Origin of the sequence: Streptomyces sp. NPDC059255, from assembly GCF_042752355.1 — a bacterium.
In the GTDB taxonomy this organism is placed as follows: domain Bacteria; phylum Actinomycetota; class Actinomycetes; order Streptomycetales; family Streptomycetaceae; genus Streptomyces.
This window is the reverse complement of the sequence record NZ_JBHYZP010000015.1, coordinates 169,499-185,164: the sequence shown is the minus strand read 5'-3', so window position 1 is coordinate 185,164 and position 15,666 is coordinate 169,499. Positions and strand designations below refer to the sequence as shown.

Genomic DNA, 15,666 nt, shown 5'->3' with positions numbered 1-15,666 from the left:
TCACCCCTGACCGCGGGAAGGCTCCGCCGGACCGAGACGTCCGCGGCCGAGATCGCCGACTTCGCCCGCGCCCTGTCCCCGGTGTCCGTCGCGTAAGAGACGATCAGCGGCAGCGTCGAGCGGTGCGCGTCGTCGTACTTGTCCCTGATCAGCCCCGTCACATTGAACAGCCGCCGGTCCAGCCTGCCCTCGGCCACCAGCTTCGCCGCGTCGGACGGTATGACGTACGTGGCGTCACCGACCCGCCGGACGGATATCCGGACGCCCTCGCGCCCCTCCGCGGGCTCGACACGGGACACCCGCCCCTTCGCGTCCACGTGCACCCGGTCCCCGGTGATGAGGGTGACCACGGGTCTTTCACCTCGCACCGGCGGCGTTCTCGGTCCCTGGACCGTGTCCGTCTCCCCCGCGCCGACGGCGGACGCCGTACCCGAAGCGGCCCCGGACGTGAGCCCTGCCGTCAGCACCGCGGCCACCACGGCCGCACCGGCTCGTCGTCTGCTGTTCCTGCGCAACTCTTCCCCACCCCTGAGACATGTGATCGAACATCACTTCCGGACCGGTCGGGCGCACGCGGCACGACCGGTCGCCGTACCCGGCGGCGAACCGGTCGCCGTACCCGGCGCGAACCGGACGACCGGGCGCCGCACCTCGGTCAGGCGCCACTCGTACCGACGCTGCCGGCGTCCGCGTCACCCTGCGATCTGCCGGCGAACCAGCGGTACAGCGCCCCGAGCGCGACCGCCTGGACGACGGCCCCGAAGACGACACCGAACCAGGCCATCGGGCCGGAGACCGTCGTGAAGAGCAGCGAGGTCGGAGCCGTGACGAAGAACAGCCACACCCCGGCGAAACTGGCGTCCGCGTGCTCGATGAACAGGGTGTCCACGGCGATCCAGAGCCCGACGGCGCCGACCAGCGCCAGATAGGCCAGGGCCGCCGGGTTCAGCAGGTAGTGGCGGAACATCTCGGGGAGGGAACGCCGCGCGGGGGCCATCTTGAACTCCTTGAAACCGTAGTGGTGTTGGCTTCAACAATCGCGGTACGGAGCGGCTGCCACCTGAGTACTCCTACTCACCTTCGCCTGCGCGATCCGACGTGTCCCTCCGCGCCCACGAGCAGCGGTCACCGCCCACGCGGCCACCCGCTCGAACACGGCATCGGGCGGCTGACACGCACCGGTGCCGTACGACCCGGCGCGGCGCGGCGTGCCCGTACGGGGTGCGCGGCGTCCCTAGGATCCGCACGTGACAAATCCCCTTTTCCTACGCCTTCGGTCGCATCGTGCCGTGGCGCTCGCCGCCCTCGCGGCCACCACCGCGCTCCTCGGATTCCAGGCGGCACCCCCCACCCACGCGGGCGCCCCCGACCGCGTCCCCGTCCAACTGCTCGCCCTCAACGACCTGCACGGCAATCTCGAACCCGTCGACGGCGCCGCCGGCCGTATCACCCACCGGGGCACGCCCGTTCAGGCGGGCGGCCTGGCGCAGATGGCCACGCTGATGGACGAGGCCCGCGCGGGCCGTACGAACAGCCTGACCGTCGCGGCGGGCGACATGATCGGCGGCAGCCCGCTGCTGTCGGCGATCTTCCACGACGAGCCGACGGTCGCCGCGCTCGACGAACTCACGCTCACCGCCTCCTCGGTCGGGAACCACGAGTTCGACGAGGGCCCGCAGGAGCTGCGGCGCATCATCGACGGCGGCTGCCATCCGCAGGACGGGTGCGCCCCGGACGCCCCGTACGCCGGGGCCGGATTCACCTATCTCGGTGGCAATGTGACCGCGCGGGGCGCCAGCACCCCGCTGTTCCCTCCCTATACGGTCAGGACCCTGCCCACCGGGCAGAAGATCGGTTTCATCGGTGTGGTGACCAAGAACGCGCCGAGCGTCATCAACGCGTCGATGATCCGCGACGTGGAGTTCCACGACGAACTCCCGGTCATCGAGAAGTACTCGAAGGAACTCACCAAGCGGGGCGTCAAGGCGCAGGTGCTGCTGATCCACGAGGGTGAGACCGTCAACGGCGTGGCGGGCGCGAAGTGTGACGAGGGCGGTCCCGGCGCGCGGCTCGAAGGCCGGATCAAGGAGATCTCCCAGAAGGCCCCCACCGCCGTCGATCTGGTGATCAGCGGCCACTCGCACGACTCGTACGAGTGCGTCGTCCTCGACCCGGCGAACAAGCGCCGGTCGGTCACCCAGGCGGACTCCTTCGGCCGGTCCTTCACCGACCTGCGTTTCGAGCTGAACGGCCAGGGCGACATCCTGCGCAGTACGGTGAAGGCCCAGCACCGGCCCGTCCCCGTCACCACCGCCCAGCAGCCGGCGATGGCGAAGCTCGTCGACACCTGGCGCGGCCGCTCCGAGGAGCAGGCCAACCGGGTCATCGGCCATATCGCCGGAGACATGCCCGGCCGTGGCGCCACCGTTCCCGAGACCCCGCTCGGCAGCCTCATCACCGACGCCCAGGTCGCGGCGGCCCGCGGGTACGGCGCCGACTTCGCGCTGACCAACCCGGGCAGCATGCGGGCCGACCTCATCCACAAGGCCGGCGGGGCGGTCACCTACGCCGACGCCTACCGTGTGCAGCCCTTCGCCAATGCCCTGTGGGTGCTGCCCATCACCGGGGAGCAGTTGGTCACCGCGCTCAGGCAGCAGCTCAGCGGCGGCAACGAGGTCAAGACGGTCTTCCTGCAGCTGTCGAAGGAGCTCAGCTACTCCGTCGACATGAGCAGAACCGGAGCCGACCGCGTGCTCACCGACACGATCCGGCTGAACGGACAGCCCCTGGACCGCGCGGCCACGTACAAGGTCGTGCTCAACGACTTCCTCGCCAACGGCGGGAACAACTTCGGCGTCTTCGCCGAGATCCCCACCCGCGAGGGCGGCGACATCACCGACCTCGACGCGCTCGTCTCCTACCTCACGGACACCACCTCCGCCGACAACCCCGCCCCGGTACCGGCGCCGGGCAGGATCACCTTCGTCACGCGGTAGAGCCGCCTCTCCCGGCGCGACTCGGGCACGGCGACCGGTACGGCTGAAGGGCGGCGGAGCTTCTCCGTCGCCCTTTCGTGTCACCGAGGTGTAGCGGGCCTACGGGCGTACGGGCGTACGGGGCGCTCACGCTTCCGGCGCTGAGCCGTTCGGCCCTGCGCCGGCGAGCGTGAGCGCCCGTGCCGTAACGAGAATCGAGACGTGACCACGCCGGACGGACCGGAGCGCTCCGCAGACGAGCGCCGAGACCCGGCGCGGACAGGCGGCCTGTTCGGGCGCCCTGCGTCACGCAGAGACCTCACCGCACACACCAGGAGGTGGGCGCCGTGCCCAGTGGATCGAACGCCAAGCGTGAACGGCAGTACGAGCACATCAAGGACAGCGCCGAGGGCCCGACGAGGGACCAGCTCTACAGCGAGGCCCGCCGGCGCGACATCAAGGGCCGCTCGACCATGACCAAGGCCCAGCTAAGCAAGGCACTCGGCCGCTGACAGCCTCCCACGGCAGCCGCGTCAGCCCGCCGGGGTGCCGGCGATCCGAGTGACGAGGAAGTCGAGCCGTTCCTCCTGGCCGCCCGGGGGGATACGGCGACTGTCGGACAGGACAGCCATGCCGTGCACCGCGCTCCAGGTGACCTCGGCGAACAGTTCGCGGCGCTCGTCGTCCGGGCGGAAGCAGCCGACGAACTCGCCGAAAGCGGCCCGTAGCGGCGGCGGTGTCTCGGCGCTCGCGAACTTCAGGTCGGTGGGCAGGACGAACATGGCCTGATACAGGGCGGGCCGCTCGGTCGCGAAATCCAGATAGGCACGGCAGACGGCGCGCAGAGCCTGCTCCGGCTCGGGGGCGGCCTGCCGCGCGCGGCGCAGGTGGGCCGCGAGTTCACCGAAGCCGTCCATGGCGACGGCGCTCACGATGGCGTCCTTGCCGTGGAAGTGGCTGTACAGCACCGGCTGGCTGTACTCGACGCGTTCGGCCAGCCGCCGCGTCGTCACCGCCTCCCAGCCTTCGGCCTCCGCGAGTTCGCGCGCGGCTGTGACGATCAGCTGATGACGGTGGGCGCGGTCACGCTCGCGGCGCTCGTTGATGGCGGACATGGCGACATTCTAGCAACGCTAGACATCCTGCAGAGGCTAGAGCTATCGTCGCTACTACTGCTAGCGCCGCTAGTAATCGTGGCGCTGCCACCGAGAGGGGAAGCAACCCATGCTCACCAACGTCGCCACCGTGCTCGCCGGACTGATCGGCGCGGGCATCATCTTCATCGGCGTGCGCGCCTTCTGGACGCCGCAGGCCGCGGTGGGCTTCGGCATCCCCGACACGCCGACGGAGGACCGGAACTTCCAGGCCTGGCTGACCGTCAAGGCCGTGCGCGACATAGCCTCGGGCCTCTTCGTCTTCATCCTGCTGGCCGGAGCGACACCCCACCTGCTGGGCTGGTTCATGCTGGCCGCCACCGGCATACCCGTCGGCGACGCGCTGATCGTGCTGCGCAGCAACGGGCCCAAGGCGGCCGCCTACGGCATCCACGGGGCCACCGCCGTGGTGATGCTGGCCGTCAGCGTGCTCCTGCTCGTCGCGTGACCGCTTGTCCCACCGGCGGGGCAGCCCGGCGATCAGACCGGGACCTCGCCGGCCGGCGCGGGCACCGCGCGGGGACGCAGGACCATGAGCGAGCCTTCCAAGGCCGCCACCATGGCAAAGGGAAACCGGTCGGCCTCAAGACAGAGCGCGACGTCATCAGGATGGACCCCTTGGCGCACCCCCTCCGCCAGTTCGGCGGCGGCGCGCGACCCGGCGGCGCGGCGGAGGAACCCACCGGCATCCGTCCTGGCCTCGGTGACCCGCCGGGCGATGTACTCGGCACACGCCAGATCTTCGTCGGCCCGCCCGTCGTCGCCGGTGACCACGAACGTGACGCTGTCACTCCTGCGCGTCCGCAGGAGCCGAGCCGTTGCCTCCGCCACCACGAAGCCGGCACACAGCACCAGTGACGCGTCCTTGACCGCGAGGGCGCCGACCGTCCCCGCCGTGGTCTTCTGCACCACGGTCCGGCCACCGAGGTCGACGGAGCGCAGCAGGCCCGGCGAGTTGACGGCATCGAACCCGGGCGCGGCCGGACCGTCCTTGAGCGCCACCCAGTCCGGGTGGCGAGCCTTGAGCGCCAGGGCTTCGTCCAGCGACCCGGCAAGAACGATCTTCTCCGCCCCCCGGTCGAAGGCCCAGGCCGCCACGGTGAAAGCACGCATGACGTCGACCACGACCGCGACGGACGGGGCGGACGGGGCTTCGGCCAGGTCGGGGATACCGACGAAACGAGGGTCCATTCCGGTCATGATCGCGCATGCCCGGCAGGCTGCCGCACGCGAGTCCGGTGCTCCAGGCCGCATGGGGGTGAACCGATGGTTTCGCGCGGTTGAACCTTCGTGGCCGAAGCGCAGTTGGGCGCCTGCGGCGGAACGCGTGCGGCGGCCGGGCTGATCTCCTTGGCCGAAGCAGTCAGTCACCCGAGGAGTCGCCCGGTGTCGAGCATCACGTCCGCCGCTCTGCCTACCGTCCCCGAGAGCGGCGGATCCGCACCGCCGAAGGGGCACGCCCCGCGGCTCGACATCCAGGGGCTGCGGGCCGTGGCCGTCGGGCTCGTGGTGCTTTCCCACGCCGGTGTGTCCCAGGTCAGCGGCGGTTACGTCGGGGTCGACGTCTTCTTCGTGATCTCCGGCTTCCTCATCACGTCGCTGCTGCTGCGCGAACTCGCCACCACCGGCCGGATCTCGGTGCGTTCCTTCTACGCCCGCCGGGCGCTGCGGCTGCTTCCCGTCTCGTCCCTGGTCATCGCCGTCACGCTGGTCGGGTCCTGGCTGTTCCTGTCGACGGCGCGGCTCGCCGAGTACGCGGGCGACGCCCTCGCCGGCGCGCTGTACCTGGTCAACTTCCGGCTGGCGGCGGCCGGTACGGACTATCTCGCCCAGAACAGCCCTCCGTCGCCGTTCCAGCACTTCTGGTCGCTCGCCGTGGAGGAGCAGTTCTACCTGGTGTGGCCGCTGGTCCTGCTGCTCACCTGGCGGGTCGCCCGCGGTCGGCGCCGGCTGGTCGCGGTGCCGCTCGGGGTTCTGTGCCTGGGGTCCTTCGCGGCGGGCGTCCTCGTGACAAACTCCTCGGCGCCCTGGGCGTACTTCGGCTCCCTCACCCGGGCCTGGGAGCTGGGCGCCGGCGCGCTCCTGGCGCTGGGCAGCAGGCGGCTGGAACGGCTGCCCGCCGCCGTCGCGGCCCCGCTGACCTGGCTCGGCCTGGCCTGCGTCACCCTGGCGGCGCTTCGGTACGACGACACGACGCCCTTCCCCGGCTACCACGCCCTCCTGCCGGTCGCCGGTACCGCGCTCGTCCTGGCCGGCGGCTGCGCGCCCGCCCCGCACGGCGCGGGACGGCTGCTGGGGCGGCGACCGCTGGTGTGGCTCGGCGGACTCTCGTACGGCTGGTACCTGTGGCACTGGCCGCTGCTGGTCATAGCCCCGGCGGCGCTGGGCCGCGCCGACGGCACGGCCGGCGTGCCGCTCGCGCTCGGGCTGTCCGCGGCGGCGCTGGGCCTGGCGTGGCTGACCCTGCGCCTCGTCGAGAACCCGGTCCGCTTCCACCGGGCCTTCCGCAGGCGCCCTCGCCGCGCCCTGGTTCTCGGTACCGCGCTGACGGCCGGTGCCTCGGCGCTGTCCCTGACGGCGACCGCGGTCCCGCCGACGATCGAGGTCGGCGACCCGGCGCCCGCGCTGGCGCGGACCCTCTCCGACGCACCGGCCCCGCGGGCACGTCTCACCGAACTCCTGGCGTCGTCCCCCACCGCCCTGCCGAGCAACCTCGCCCCGTCCCTGCCGGAGGTACGGTCCGCCCGCTCCGCGGTCTACCGGGACGGCTGCCACGCCGACTACGCCGCCACCACCACCCGGCCCTGCGTCTACGGCGACCGGACGTCCTCCCGTACGGTCGTCCTCTTCGGCGACTCCCACGCGGCCCAGTGGTTCCCGGCCCTGCAACGGCTCGCGACCACACGGGGCTGGAAGCTGGTCTCGCTGACGAAGGCCTCCTGCAAGGTCGCCGACGTGACCATCGTCAGCGGACACGCGCCGTACACCGCCTGCGACACCTGGCGCGCCGACGCCATGGCGAGGATCAAGACGCTCCGCCCCGAACTGGTCGTCGCCTCCTCCTCGGACGCGGGAGACCCGGCCCGCCCCGCCGCCGACCCGCTCCGCCAGTGGACCACCGGCTTCGCGAACACCTTCCGCGACCTGGGTAGTTCCGGCGCCCGCGTCGCCGCCCTGCTCGACACCCCGTGGCCCAAGGGCGACCCGATCGACTGCGCCGCCAGGAACTCCCTGCAACTACGCGCCTGCGCGAACCACGTGCCGGACGCGACCCCCGACGCGACCCGCCGTACCGCCGTCCGCGCCGCCGCGTCCACCACGGCCACCACCGTCATCGACCCCACCCCCTGGCTCTGCGCGCCCCGCACCGGCATCTGCCCGGTGGTCGTCGCCGACACCGCCGTCTACCGCGACGACAGCCACCTCTCGGAGGCGTACGCCGATGCGCTCGCCCCGGTCCTGGCGCCCTCGCTGGACCGTCTCGTGGGTACGCCCTGATCGTGAGTGCGTCCTGGGCACACCGGCCGGAACTGGAGCAGGCCCCACCGATCGTTCCGGGCATACCATCTTGCCCATGAAGCAAGAAGATGGAGAGCTGGACAGCCTCGTACGCAAGCGGATCCGCGCGCTGCGGGTGGCGCAGGGCTGGTCCCTGGAGGAGCTGGCCACGCGCGCGAACCTCAGCCAGTCCTCGCTCAGCCGGATCGAGAACGGCCAGCGCCGCCTCGCCCTGGACCAGCTCGTCATCCTGGCCCGCGCCCTGGACACCACCCTCGACCAACTCGTCGAGACGGCCGCCGACGACGTGGTCATCAGCCCGATGATCGACGGCGCCCGCGGCCGGATGCGCTGGCCCGTCAAGGGTGAGCCGGGCATGACCGTCGTCCGCCAGCGGATGACCGAGCCGCCCCCGGACAACCCCGCCCGCATGCGCGCCCACCCCGGCCGCGAATGGCTCGTCGTCCTGTCCGGCACCGCCGTCCTCATGCTCGGCCACCGCCGCTTCCGCGTCGAGACCAACCAGGCCGCCGAGTTCCCCACGATGATGCCGCACGCCATCGGCGCCGAAGGCGGCCCGTGCGAGATCCTGGGCATCTTCGACCGCGACGCCCGCCGTGGCCACCGGAAGGACGGCCCCGACCGCGACGCGGGGAGCGACAGCGACTGACCGCGCGGCTCGCGCGGCGAGGCCGGACAGCGCGTGATCTTGCATGCCAGGCAGCAGATCGGCCCATTTTCTTGCGTTACCGGAAAGATGTCGTGCCGTACACGCATGGCCGCCCTACGGTGCCGGTATGACCCCAACACATCAGCACGCTCCCCACGACCACGCACACGAGCACGACCACAAGCACGCGCACGACGACGGCATCCAGGCGGAGATCCTCGACCTGGACGCCGAGATCCTGGCCGAGCACACAGCCTCCATCACCGCATGGCTCCCGTTGCGGACCGTCCCCCGCCGGATCGTGGACCTGGGCTGTGGCACCGGGGCGGGGACCTTCGCCCTCCTCGACCGCTTCCCCGAGGCGCATGTCACCGCCGTCGACACCTCGGCCGGACACCTCCAGCTTCTGCGTGAGAAAGCCCGCGCCCGCGGCGTGCAGGAACACCTGCGCGTCCTGCGGGCCGACCTCGACGCCGCCGCATGGCCCGACCTCGGCACACCGGACCTGGTGTGGGCCTCGGCCTCGATGCACCACATGACCGACCCCGGCCGGGTCCTGCGCAACATCCACGAACTGCTCGCACCCGGCGGCCTGTTCGCCGTCGTCGAGCTGTCGGGCCTTCCCCGCTTCCTGCCCGAGAACGCCCCCGAGAACAGGCCCGGCCTCGAAGAACGCTGCCACACCGCGGCCGACAGGCTCCACGCGGAACACCTGCCCCACCGCGGAGCCGACTGGGGCCCGATGCTGACCACCGCCGGATTCGCCGTCGAAGGCGAGCGCACCCTCACCGTGCGCATCGAGGGCGACGGCAACGACGCGATCGGCCGCTACGCCCACGGCATTCTCCAGCGCTTCCGCGGCGGCGCCGCCGCGGCGGAACTCGACCCCGAGGATCTCATCGCGCTCGACGAACTCCTCGACACCGACAGCCCGCGCGGCCTCCTGCGCCGCAGCGACCTTTCCGTACGCACCGAACGCACCGTCTGGGCCGCGCGCCGCGCCTGACCCACACCGGACCAGGGGGCCACAAGCCAAGGCCCCCCTTGACATGGGCACACCTTTCGAGCCGCGCCGGAACGGCGCTTGTACTCTGTGCCCATGTCCCCCCGAAGAGAGCCCGAGGAGGCCGAGCCGCGCTGGCTCACCGCAGACCAACTGGCGGCGTGGCGCGGGGTCATGAAACTCATCCACCGGCTGCCCGACGCGCTGGAGGTGCAGCTTCAGCGCGACGCGCAGCTCAGCTTCATCGAGTACTACGTTCTGGCAGGCCTGTCCGACCAGCCCGAAGGCCGCATGCGGATGAGTGAACTCGCCGTCCTGGTCAACGCGGAACTGTCCCGGCTGTCCCACATGATCAGCCGTCTCGAGAAGCGCGGCCTCGTCGGTCGCGAGCCCGACCCGTCCAACAGGCGGTACACGCGCGCGGTCCTGACCGACGCCGGTTTCGCCTACCTGAAAGACGCGGCACCCGGACATGTCGGGCACGTACTCGACCTGTTCATCGATGCCCTCTCCCCGGACGAACTGCAGACGCTGCACCGATACTCGGACAAAGTGATCGCACGCATCGACGGCGAGCGGGAACCGTGCCCAGCGGCCTACGGCCTGCGGGGAGAGAGCGATACGGAAGACACGACGAGCTGAGGGCGGCGGTCTTCAGCCGGGTGCTGATGCCGTGCTCTGCCGCATTCCGCAACCTCAGTTGTCACGGAGCCGTCATTTTCGGGTGATGCGGTGCCGCTCGGTCACGTAGCCGAGCAGGACCAACCCGAGTCTGGGCAGGGTGTACTTGAGCTGCGGCCAGTTGTCTTCGCGGGGCGGGTCGACGCTGGCTGTTCCCGGATAGAGTCCGGCCGAGAGTTGGGTGAGCCCGTACAGGCTTGCGATGAGTGCCGCGCTCTCCAGTGACGTACGCGAACGGCCCGGATTCCACAAGTGGTACAGGGTCGCCAGGGACAGCACGGTGCCCATGCTCATCGTTTGGGCGTTGTGAAACTTGGCGTGGGGCGGCCACGTCGGATTGTAGAAATGTGTCTCGTTCCAGTCGGCGGCGTACGAGCCGACCAGGGTCCCCACCGCGGACACCGAGATGAGCACCTTGCCTAACGGAAACTTCTTGAGCCCGATCTCCGCCATGTGATTCTCCATCAGATAGAAGGCGGCTTCGCGGCTCACGAGCGCGCCCGGTGGGCGGCCTCCGCCGCGTCGGGGGGCGTGGTCGGGTAGACATCGGCATCGAAGAACCGGGCGAAAGGCAGAGTTGCCAGGGTCTCCGCGACATGCTTCTCATCGGTGGCGATGACCTCGATGAACGTTGCCCGCCGGGCGGGGGAAACGTAATGGGCGCCGATCCTCCCCTCCGAGCGCAATACCTCCAACCGCTTCTGCTCGTCCTCTCTCAGCGCGGCGAATTCCGCGAAGTCCGTGTCGTCGCGAAGGGTCGCGAACACCATGAACGTCTGTGCTGCGGCGGGATTCGGGGTCGGTGACATGGTTCTTCCTTTCGATGGCGTTGGGTGAAGCCACACTTGTCGGGATGCGAACGACGCGATGGTCACTCGGTGGTGATGACGAGCTTGCCGCCCTTGGGGGTGCGGTCGCGTTCGAGCTCCGTGAGCGCCGCAATCGCTTTGCCCAGCGGCACGGTGCGGGCAACCGGTAGCCGCAGCATCCCCTTCCCCGCAGCCTGTGCGACCGCTTCGAGGTCCTCCACGACAGCTTTTCCCATCAGCACCCGATACGGTCCCGGCAGGGCGCTTCGCACGAACTTCGCCGGCGTGGGGTTGATGTCGATGATGCGGCCACCAGGCTTGAGCAACGCCCGCGCCGCTTCGACCGGCAGCGTGCCGGCCGTGTCCAGGACGACATCGAATCGCCCTGCGAGTTTCCTCGCGTCGAAGTCGAATTCGACGATCGGGGCGATACCGAGATCGTGCGCCTCGTGCACGGCGGTGACGCGGCAGCTGCCTCCCACCGTGGCACCGTGCGCCACGGCGATCTGTGCGGCAGCTCGGCCCACTCCGCCGAGGCAGCCGTGAACGAAGACGGCCTGCCCGGCGCGCAACTTGCCGGTGCTGACCAACGCCTGAAAAGCGGTGAGCCCGACAACGGGGATCGCGGCGGCCTCCTCCCAGGAGAGATTCGCCGGCTTCGTCACGACGGCCTTCTCCTCGGCGACGACCATCTCGGCGAACGCTCCGGCCGCCTTTACGCTTGCCCCGCCGAACACTTCGTCGCCGACGCCGAGTCGGGTGACGCCGGTGCCGACCGCCGCCACGACGCCCGCGAAGTCGTGCCCCAAGCCACGCGGGAACTTCCGGCCGGTCATGATCTTCATCTCGCCGTTGCGGATCTTCCAGTCCATCGGGTTCGCGGCCGCCGCCTTCACCCGCACCAGAACCTCACCGGGGCCGGGCCGCGCCGGCTCGAAATCCTCGACCCGCAGCACCTCGGGACCGCCGTACCGGTGGTACTGGATGCACTTCATCGTCGTCATGGGTGAACACCTCTACCCGCCGATGTCATTAGATGACATCACCGTACCAGACCGATGTCATCAAGTGACATCAGTGAACGCGTGCGCCGGCTCCGCGAAGTGGAAGGTCTCTCCGCCGACCGCGCCGAGGGCGGGCCGTTCAGCTTTTCCGATCTCTGACCAGGCAGAAGGGATGCCCGGCCGGATCGGTGAGGACCAGCCACCTGTCCTCGTCCGGCTGGTGATCCGGCTTGCCCGCGCCCAGTTCCAGCAGCAGGTCCGCGGCCTGGTCGACGTCCTCGACCGAGAAGCAGATGTGGAGTTGCTGGGGCACCGTCTGGTCGGGCCAGGTCGGGGCCCGGTAGTTGTCGACTCGTTGAAAGCCGAGGAAGAGTCCGTCCGCCCGGTTGAGACCGGCGAAGTCGGCGTCCGATTCAGGGTGGAGTTCGAGGCCGGTGGCCTGCTGGTAGAACGCGGCCAAAGCCGGCGGATCAGGACAGTCGAGTGTGATCGCGGCCAACTTCATCTGCAGGGGCACGGAACCTCCGGAGCCGATCGGTGAGCTCAAGCGTTGGATCATGTTGCTCGGATCCACGTCATGGCTTCAACCTCAATACGGTGAGGACGACCTCCGGGGCGACGATCGGTGGCCTGCCGGCACCCCGTTCGCTCAGGAGCGGTTCAGCCGACGGGATCTGCCGGCTGAACCGCTCGGTCTCACGTGCTCAGATGACGAGACATCCGGTGGTGAGGGTTCCGGTGGTGAGCATGGCGCTCAGGGCGCTGTCAGGGAGCTAGCGGACCTCGACGAAGACCGGGTTCGAGTAGAACCACAGGTCGTCCCACGGGCTCTCCAGACCGTCCGCGAGCGGTTCGGCCTCATCGGTGCTCGTGCCGCGGACCCGGGCGTAGAGGTCGCTCTCCACGTCGCGCAGGGTGTGCTTGATGACGTACTCCTTGCCCTGCCTGCGCCAGTCACGCGGGCCGAACCGCGCCACCACCTTGGTGGTCGGATTGGTGTCGGTGTCGAGGCTGGCGCTCGGTCCGGTGACCTGACCGACGATCAGGTCCACTCGCTGGACCTCCGGACGGTCGCCGTTGCCGTTCTTGCCCTCCAGCGGACGGAACCTGATCTCGATCTCGACGTCCTTGCGGTTGCGGCGGTTTACCGTGAGCGTCTCCCCCATGGCCGCCTCGCTGCCACTGTTGCTCGCCGTGAGATCGAGGCTGGTGACCAGATCGCCGGTCCCGACCCAGACCCGGCCGTTGCGGAGCCCGTCCATGATGTCCGCGTAGTCCTGCCGCGCCAGGACATGCGTCTTGCTGTACTCGCCCGGCCAGAAGTCGGAGCCGCCGCGCGTCCAGTGCACGTGCGAGTCCGAGGTCGCGGTGATCCACCAGCGACGGCCCTCACCGAGCAGCGAGTCCCAGAGTCCGCCGACCCGAGCCGTCATCTGGTCGAAACCACCGTGGGTCGGGTAGCTCCCGTAGCCGCCACGCGCGCCTCCGTTCAAGGGTCCGGCCTGGTGACCGGGAGCCCCCTCGAACCCGATGTAGATCTCCGGCGCGGCGTTGTTGCCGTTACGGAACTCGCGCGGGGTGTCCTGTCCGTAGACACCGAGACCGGTCGCCGACCGCGAGGCGTGGTGGGCGATCACCAGCGGCTTGCGCCGCATGTCCTTCGCGGCCTTCAGGAACTCGATCATCTTGGCCTCGGTGTCACGGCCACGATCGGCGGGGAAGGCGTCGTTCTTGGCGAACCGGCTCTCCAGCTCGAAGAGCTGCTGCGCCTCGTCACTGTGGTGAGGGATCATCAAGGTGTGGTGGTCCAGCGCCGGGGCGTCGAACTCCATCCCCCAGAACTGGAGCACCTCGGGCACCAGTACGCGGGAGCGCAGGAGGTCGGGGTACGCCTGCTCAAGGTTCACCTTGGAGTGGGTCGGCCCACCGTGATCGGTGCACATCACCCAGGTGAGACCGAAGTTCTTGGCCATGATCGCGTTGGTGACGATCGGGTAGACGGCGTCGGCACCCTTGTGGAACGTCGGCGGGTTCGTCTTCGTGTCGAACTCGCCGCTGTACTCCGAGTGCACATGGTGATCACCGGCACGCCACACCCGGCCCCGGGAGCCACCGGGCTTGCCCTGCTTCTGGTCACCCTCGTCCCGCGCCCACGCCGTAGCGCCGCCCGCCAGCGGGCTCGCGGCTGCCAGCGTCGCCCCGACACCGGCGTACTTGACCAGCCGACGCCGCGAGATGGTCGAACGCTCGGGGTCTTCGCTGTTCTTGTCCTTCACGGTAAGCCTCTCGTCGAACTCTTGGGGGGCGAGCGCCGATTTTGGAAGAACAAGCCGAACACAGCATGAACAGAGGTCACGACAGCAGATAACAACACGCTCCGGCTCATCGGAACCGTCGCCGAGCGCCTCCCGCCAGGCCCGCCCCGCCGAACGACACCGGGAGCTATCCGTACCACTCCCCACGGCAGGTACCCACAGGGGAGCTTGAGCAGTACTGGCGCCACATCAGCTCGGCCGTTTCCTGGAACGATCAGACACACCGGACGGCGGCTGGAGCCGACTGCCGCCCCTCGCGTCCGGTGCGGGCGGTCTCGTGTCGGCGGCGGAGGCCTGTTGCCGTTGCCGTAGACGCTTCACCTCGGCCTCGGCCTGGAGCCGGGTGAGGATCCCCGGCCCGGCGGTCACGGGGCGATCCCTCGACCCGTGCCCCGTGGGACTGCGACCCGGAGTCGCCGAAGCGGTGGAGCCACACCTCGACGCCCTGTCGACGGGCGAAGTCGGCGACGCCCTCGACCGCGGCCGTCAGCACGTCCGCGAGTCTCCTCTGCTCGGTCCGACGCCGTTCCCTGTCAGGCGCGGCCTGCACAGCCTGCCAAGCCGCCTTGTACGCCTCCTCCGGCGGACGCGTTCCAGCGCTCTTCTCCGTCCGGCATCAGTTCCCCCAACTCCTCCGCCATGCGGGCGGGTCTCGCCGATCCGGCCCTGCCCGCGGGTATGCCGACCCCGCCGGTAGGTGACCCAGCTGTTGTCGCTCCTGCCGTACCGGCCGAGATCCGCGGTGAGGAACTTGATATGCCCTCCGATCATCGGACCGGCGGGACGTCGACAAAAGCTCGGATTTTCGGTGGGATGTGCGGCGTGTCACACGGAGGAGCCGTGGGATCGCCGTGGCATCATCATCGTGGCCCTCGGAACCCACTCCGTCTAAAACCCCAGGTCAAGAGGTCGGGGTGCGGGGAGACGAACGAGGGGCACGCCGTCTCGCCTCATCACGGTGAGGCGATCGCCGCGCGCGAAACCACCCCTTCAGGGGCGATTTCGCAGGTCAGAACGATTTTTACGGTGGGGCGAGTGGGACTCGAACCCACGGCCGACGGATTATGAGTCCGCTGCTCTAACCGGCTGAGCTACCGCCCCTAACGGTGCGTCGCGCACATTTGTGCGCGCCGTTCTGCCGCAGCATAGCCGCTCATACGATCTCCTGCTCCGGATGGTCGGCATCACTTGACCATGAGGACTACCGCACGCGTCGCCTGGTTCCACGAACGTGCGGGTACAACCGTACGAGGGACACCGAGGCGGCGTGCCAAGGCCGTTGGGCGGGGCGGGCGATGGGGGTGCGGGGCGGGCGGGTGCGGGGTGGCACAACGAAAAAGGACCCCTGAGGGGTCCCTTCCGTCTTTCCCGCTCCCCCGGCTGGACTCGAACCAGCAACCCTCCGGTTAACAGCCGAATGCTCTGCCAATTGAGCTACAGGGGATCGCGCTCCCCCGACTGGACTCGAACCAGTAACCTGCCGGTTAACAGCCGGCTGCTCTGCCAATTGAGCTACAGGGGATTGCTGCGTGTGCACCGAACGTACCTACCCGGGTC

15 protein-coding genes, 3 tRNA genes and 1 pseudogene are annotated in these 15,666 nt (G+C 69.7%); 7 read left to right on the top strand and 12 right to left on the bottom strand.

What is annotated here, in order from left to right:
* Nucleotides 1-350, bottom strand: a pseudogene (locus tag ACFXKG_RS19680) (1,4-dihydropyridine esterase); the annotation flags it as partial.
* A 305-nt stretch (nucleotides 351-655) separates the two neighbouring features.
* On the bottom strand, nucleotides 656-997 hold the full coding sequence (locus ACFXKG_RS19675) for an SCO4225 family membrane protein (protein ID WP_384840220.1): 342 nt from the start codon (nucleotides 995-997) through the stop codon (nucleotides 656-658).
* A gap of 292 nt (nucleotides 998-1,289) precedes the next feature.
* Between ACFXKG_RS19675 and ACFXKG_RS19670 the strand changes: the two genes are divergently transcribed.
* Complete coding sequence (locus tag ACFXKG_RS19670) at nucleotides 1,290-2,996, top strand: bifunctional metallophosphatase/5'-nucleotidase (protein WP_384840217.1); 1,707 nt, start codon at nucleotides 1,290-1,292, stop codon at nucleotides 2,994-2,996.
* Between the two features lie 326 nt (nucleotides 2,997-3,322).
* Entirely contained in the window at nucleotides 3,323-3,487 is a 165-nt protein-coding gene (locus ACFXKG_RS19665; protein WP_384840214.1) for a hypothetical protein, read from the top strand.
* A 21-nt stretch (nucleotides 3,488-3,508) separates the two neighbouring features.
* Here the strand turns inward: ACFXKG_RS19665 and ACFXKG_RS19660 are convergent, their stop codons facing one another.
* A complete protein-coding gene (locus ACFXKG_RS19660; protein ID WP_384840211.1) occupies nucleotides 3,509-4,090 on the bottom strand; it encodes a TetR/AcrR family transcriptional regulator in 582 nt (193 codons plus the stop codon).
* 109 nt (nucleotides 4,091-4,199) lie between these two features.
* Here ACFXKG_RS19660 and ACFXKG_RS19655 point away from each other — a divergent pair, with 109 nt between their 5' ends.
* The gene (locus tag ACFXKG_RS19655; protein ID WP_384840208.1) at nucleotides 4,200-4,577 is read left to right on the top strand and encodes a DUF4267 domain-containing protein; all 378 of its coding nucleotides are present in this window, start codon (nucleotides 4,200-4,202) and stop codon (nucleotides 4,575-4,577) included.
* A 32-nt stretch (nucleotides 4,578-4,609) separates the two neighbouring features.
* Here ACFXKG_RS19655 and ACFXKG_RS19650 read toward each other — a convergent pair whose 3' ends face one another.
* Nucleotides 4,610-5,320, bottom strand: coding sequence for a 2-phosphosulfolactate phosphatase (locus ACFXKG_RS19650; RefSeq protein ID WP_384840206.1), 711 nt, complete (start codon nucleotides 5,318-5,320; stop codon nucleotides 4,610-4,612).
* A 195-nt stretch (nucleotides 5,321-5,515) separates the two neighbouring features.
* Between ACFXKG_RS19650 and ACFXKG_RS19645 the strand changes: the two genes are divergently transcribed.
* The 4 genes from ACFXKG_RS19645 (at nucleotide 5,516) to ACFXKG_RS19630 (ending at nucleotide 9,942) form a co-directional block, all read left to right on the top strand.
* On the top strand, nucleotides 5,516-7,627 hold the full coding sequence (locus ACFXKG_RS19645; RefSeq protein WP_384840203.1) for an acyltransferase family protein: 2,112 nt from the start codon (nucleotides 5,516-5,518) through the stop codon (nucleotides 7,625-7,627).
* Between the two features lie 76 nt (nucleotides 7,628-7,703).
* The gene (locus ACFXKG_RS19640; protein ID WP_384840200.1) at nucleotides 7,704-8,297 is read left to right on the top strand and encodes a helix-turn-helix domain-containing protein; all 594 of its coding nucleotides are present in this window, start codon (nucleotides 7,704-7,706) and stop codon (nucleotides 8,295-8,297) included.
* Nucleotides 8,298-8,424: 127 nt separating this feature from the next.
* Nucleotides 8,425-9,303 carry a methyltransferase domain-containing protein gene (locus ACFXKG_RS19635; RefSeq protein WP_384840197.1) on the top strand — a complete coding sequence of 293 codons (879 nt, stop codon included), beginning with the start codon at nucleotides 8,425-8,427 and terminating at the stop codon, nucleotides 9,301-9,303.
* A 171-nt stretch (nucleotides 9,304-9,474) separates the two neighbouring features.
* Entirely contained in the window at nucleotides 9,475-9,942 is a 468-nt protein-coding gene (locus tag ACFXKG_RS19630; protein WP_384840194.1) for a MarR family winged helix-turn-helix transcriptional regulator, read from the top strand.
* 72 nt (nucleotides 9,943-10,014) lie between these two features.
* On the opposite strand, the gene ACFXKG_RS19625 is transcribed toward ACFXKG_RS19630, so the two are convergent.
* The 8 genes from ACFXKG_RS19625 to ACFXKG_RS19590 form a co-directional block, all read right to left on the bottom strand.
* On the bottom strand, nucleotides 10,015-10,473 hold the full coding sequence (locus ACFXKG_RS19625) for a DUF6640 family protein (RefSeq protein ID WP_384840191.1): 459 nt from the start codon (nucleotides 10,471-10,473) through the stop codon (nucleotides 10,015-10,017).
* The gene (locus ACFXKG_RS19620; RefSeq protein WP_384840188.1) at nucleotides 10,470-10,790 is read right to left on the bottom strand and encodes a muconolactone Delta-isomerase family protein; all 321 of its coding nucleotides are present in this window, start codon (nucleotides 10,788-10,790) and stop codon (nucleotides 10,470-10,472) included. Before ACFXKG_RS19620 ends, ACFXKG_RS19625 begins: the two co-directional genes overlap by 4 nt.
* A 62-nt stretch (nucleotides 10,791-10,852) precedes the next feature.
* Nucleotides 10,853-11,794, bottom strand: coding sequence for an NADP-dependent oxidoreductase (locus ACFXKG_RS19615; protein WP_384840186.1), 942 nt, complete (start codon nucleotides 11,792-11,794; stop codon nucleotides 10,853-10,855).
* Between the two features lie 139 nt (nucleotides 11,795-11,933).
* Complete coding sequence (locus ACFXKG_RS19610; protein WP_384840249.1) at nucleotides 11,934-12,311, bottom strand: VOC family protein; 378 nt, start codon at nucleotides 12,309-12,311, stop codon at nucleotides 11,934-11,936.
* 256 nt (nucleotides 12,312-12,567) lie between these two features.
* Entirely contained in the window at nucleotides 12,568-14,070 is a 1,503-nt protein-coding gene (locus ACFXKG_RS19605) for a phosphoesterase (protein ID WP_384840183.1), read from the bottom strand.
* Between the two features lie 1,066 nt (nucleotides 14,071-15,136).
* Nucleotides 15,137-15,210, bottom strand: a tRNA-Ile gene (locus ACFXKG_RS19600).
* Between the two features lie 270 nt (nucleotides 15,211-15,480).
* A tRNA-Asn gene (locus tag ACFXKG_RS19595) sits at nucleotides 15,481-15,553 on the bottom strand.
* Nucleotides 15,554-15,558: 5 nt separating this feature from the next.
* Nucleotides 15,559-15,631: transfer RNA gene (locus ACFXKG_RS19590), tRNA-Asn, on the bottom strand.
* Nucleotides 15,632-15,666 lie beyond the last annotated feature (35 nt).

Bases quoted from the DNA above. Each gene is read 5' to 3' on its own strand.
- ACFXKG_RS19660 (WP_384840211.1), bottom strand. From the start codon at position 4,090: ATGTCCGCCATCAACGAGCGCCGCGAGCGTGACCGCGCCCACCGTCAT.
- ACFXKG_RS19615 (WP_384840186.1), bottom strand. From the start codon at position 11,794: ATGACGACGATGAAGTGCATCCAGTACCACCGGTACGGCGGTCCCGAG.
- ACFXKG_RS19620 (WP_384840188.1), bottom strand. From the start codon at position 10,790: ATGTCACCGACCCCGAATCCCGCCGCAGCACAGACGTTCATGGTGTTC.
- ACFXKG_RS19630 (WP_384840194.1), top strand. From the start codon at position 9,475: ATGAAACTCATCCACCGGCTGCCCGACGCGCTGGAGGTGCAGCTTCAG.
- ACFXKG_RS19650 (WP_384840206.1), bottom strand. From the start codon at position 5,320: ATGGACCCTCGTTTCGTCGGTATCCCCGACCTGGCCGAAGCCCCGTCC.
- ACFXKG_RS19635 (WP_384840197.1), top strand. From the start codon at position 8,425: ATGACCCCAACACATCAGCACGCTCCCCACGACCACGCACACGAGCAC.
- ACFXKG_RS19655 (WP_384840208.1), top strand. From the start codon at position 4,200: ATGCTCACCAACGTCGCCACCGTGCTCGCCGGACTGATCGGCGCGGGC.
- ACFXKG_RS19640 (WP_384840200.1), top strand. From the start codon at position 7,704: ATGAAGCAAGAAGATGGAGAGCTGGACAGCCTCGTACGCAAGCGGATC.
- ACFXKG_RS19675 (WP_384840220.1), bottom strand. From the start codon at position 997: ATGGCCCCCGCGCGGCGTTCCCTCCCCGAGATGTTCCGCCACTACCTG.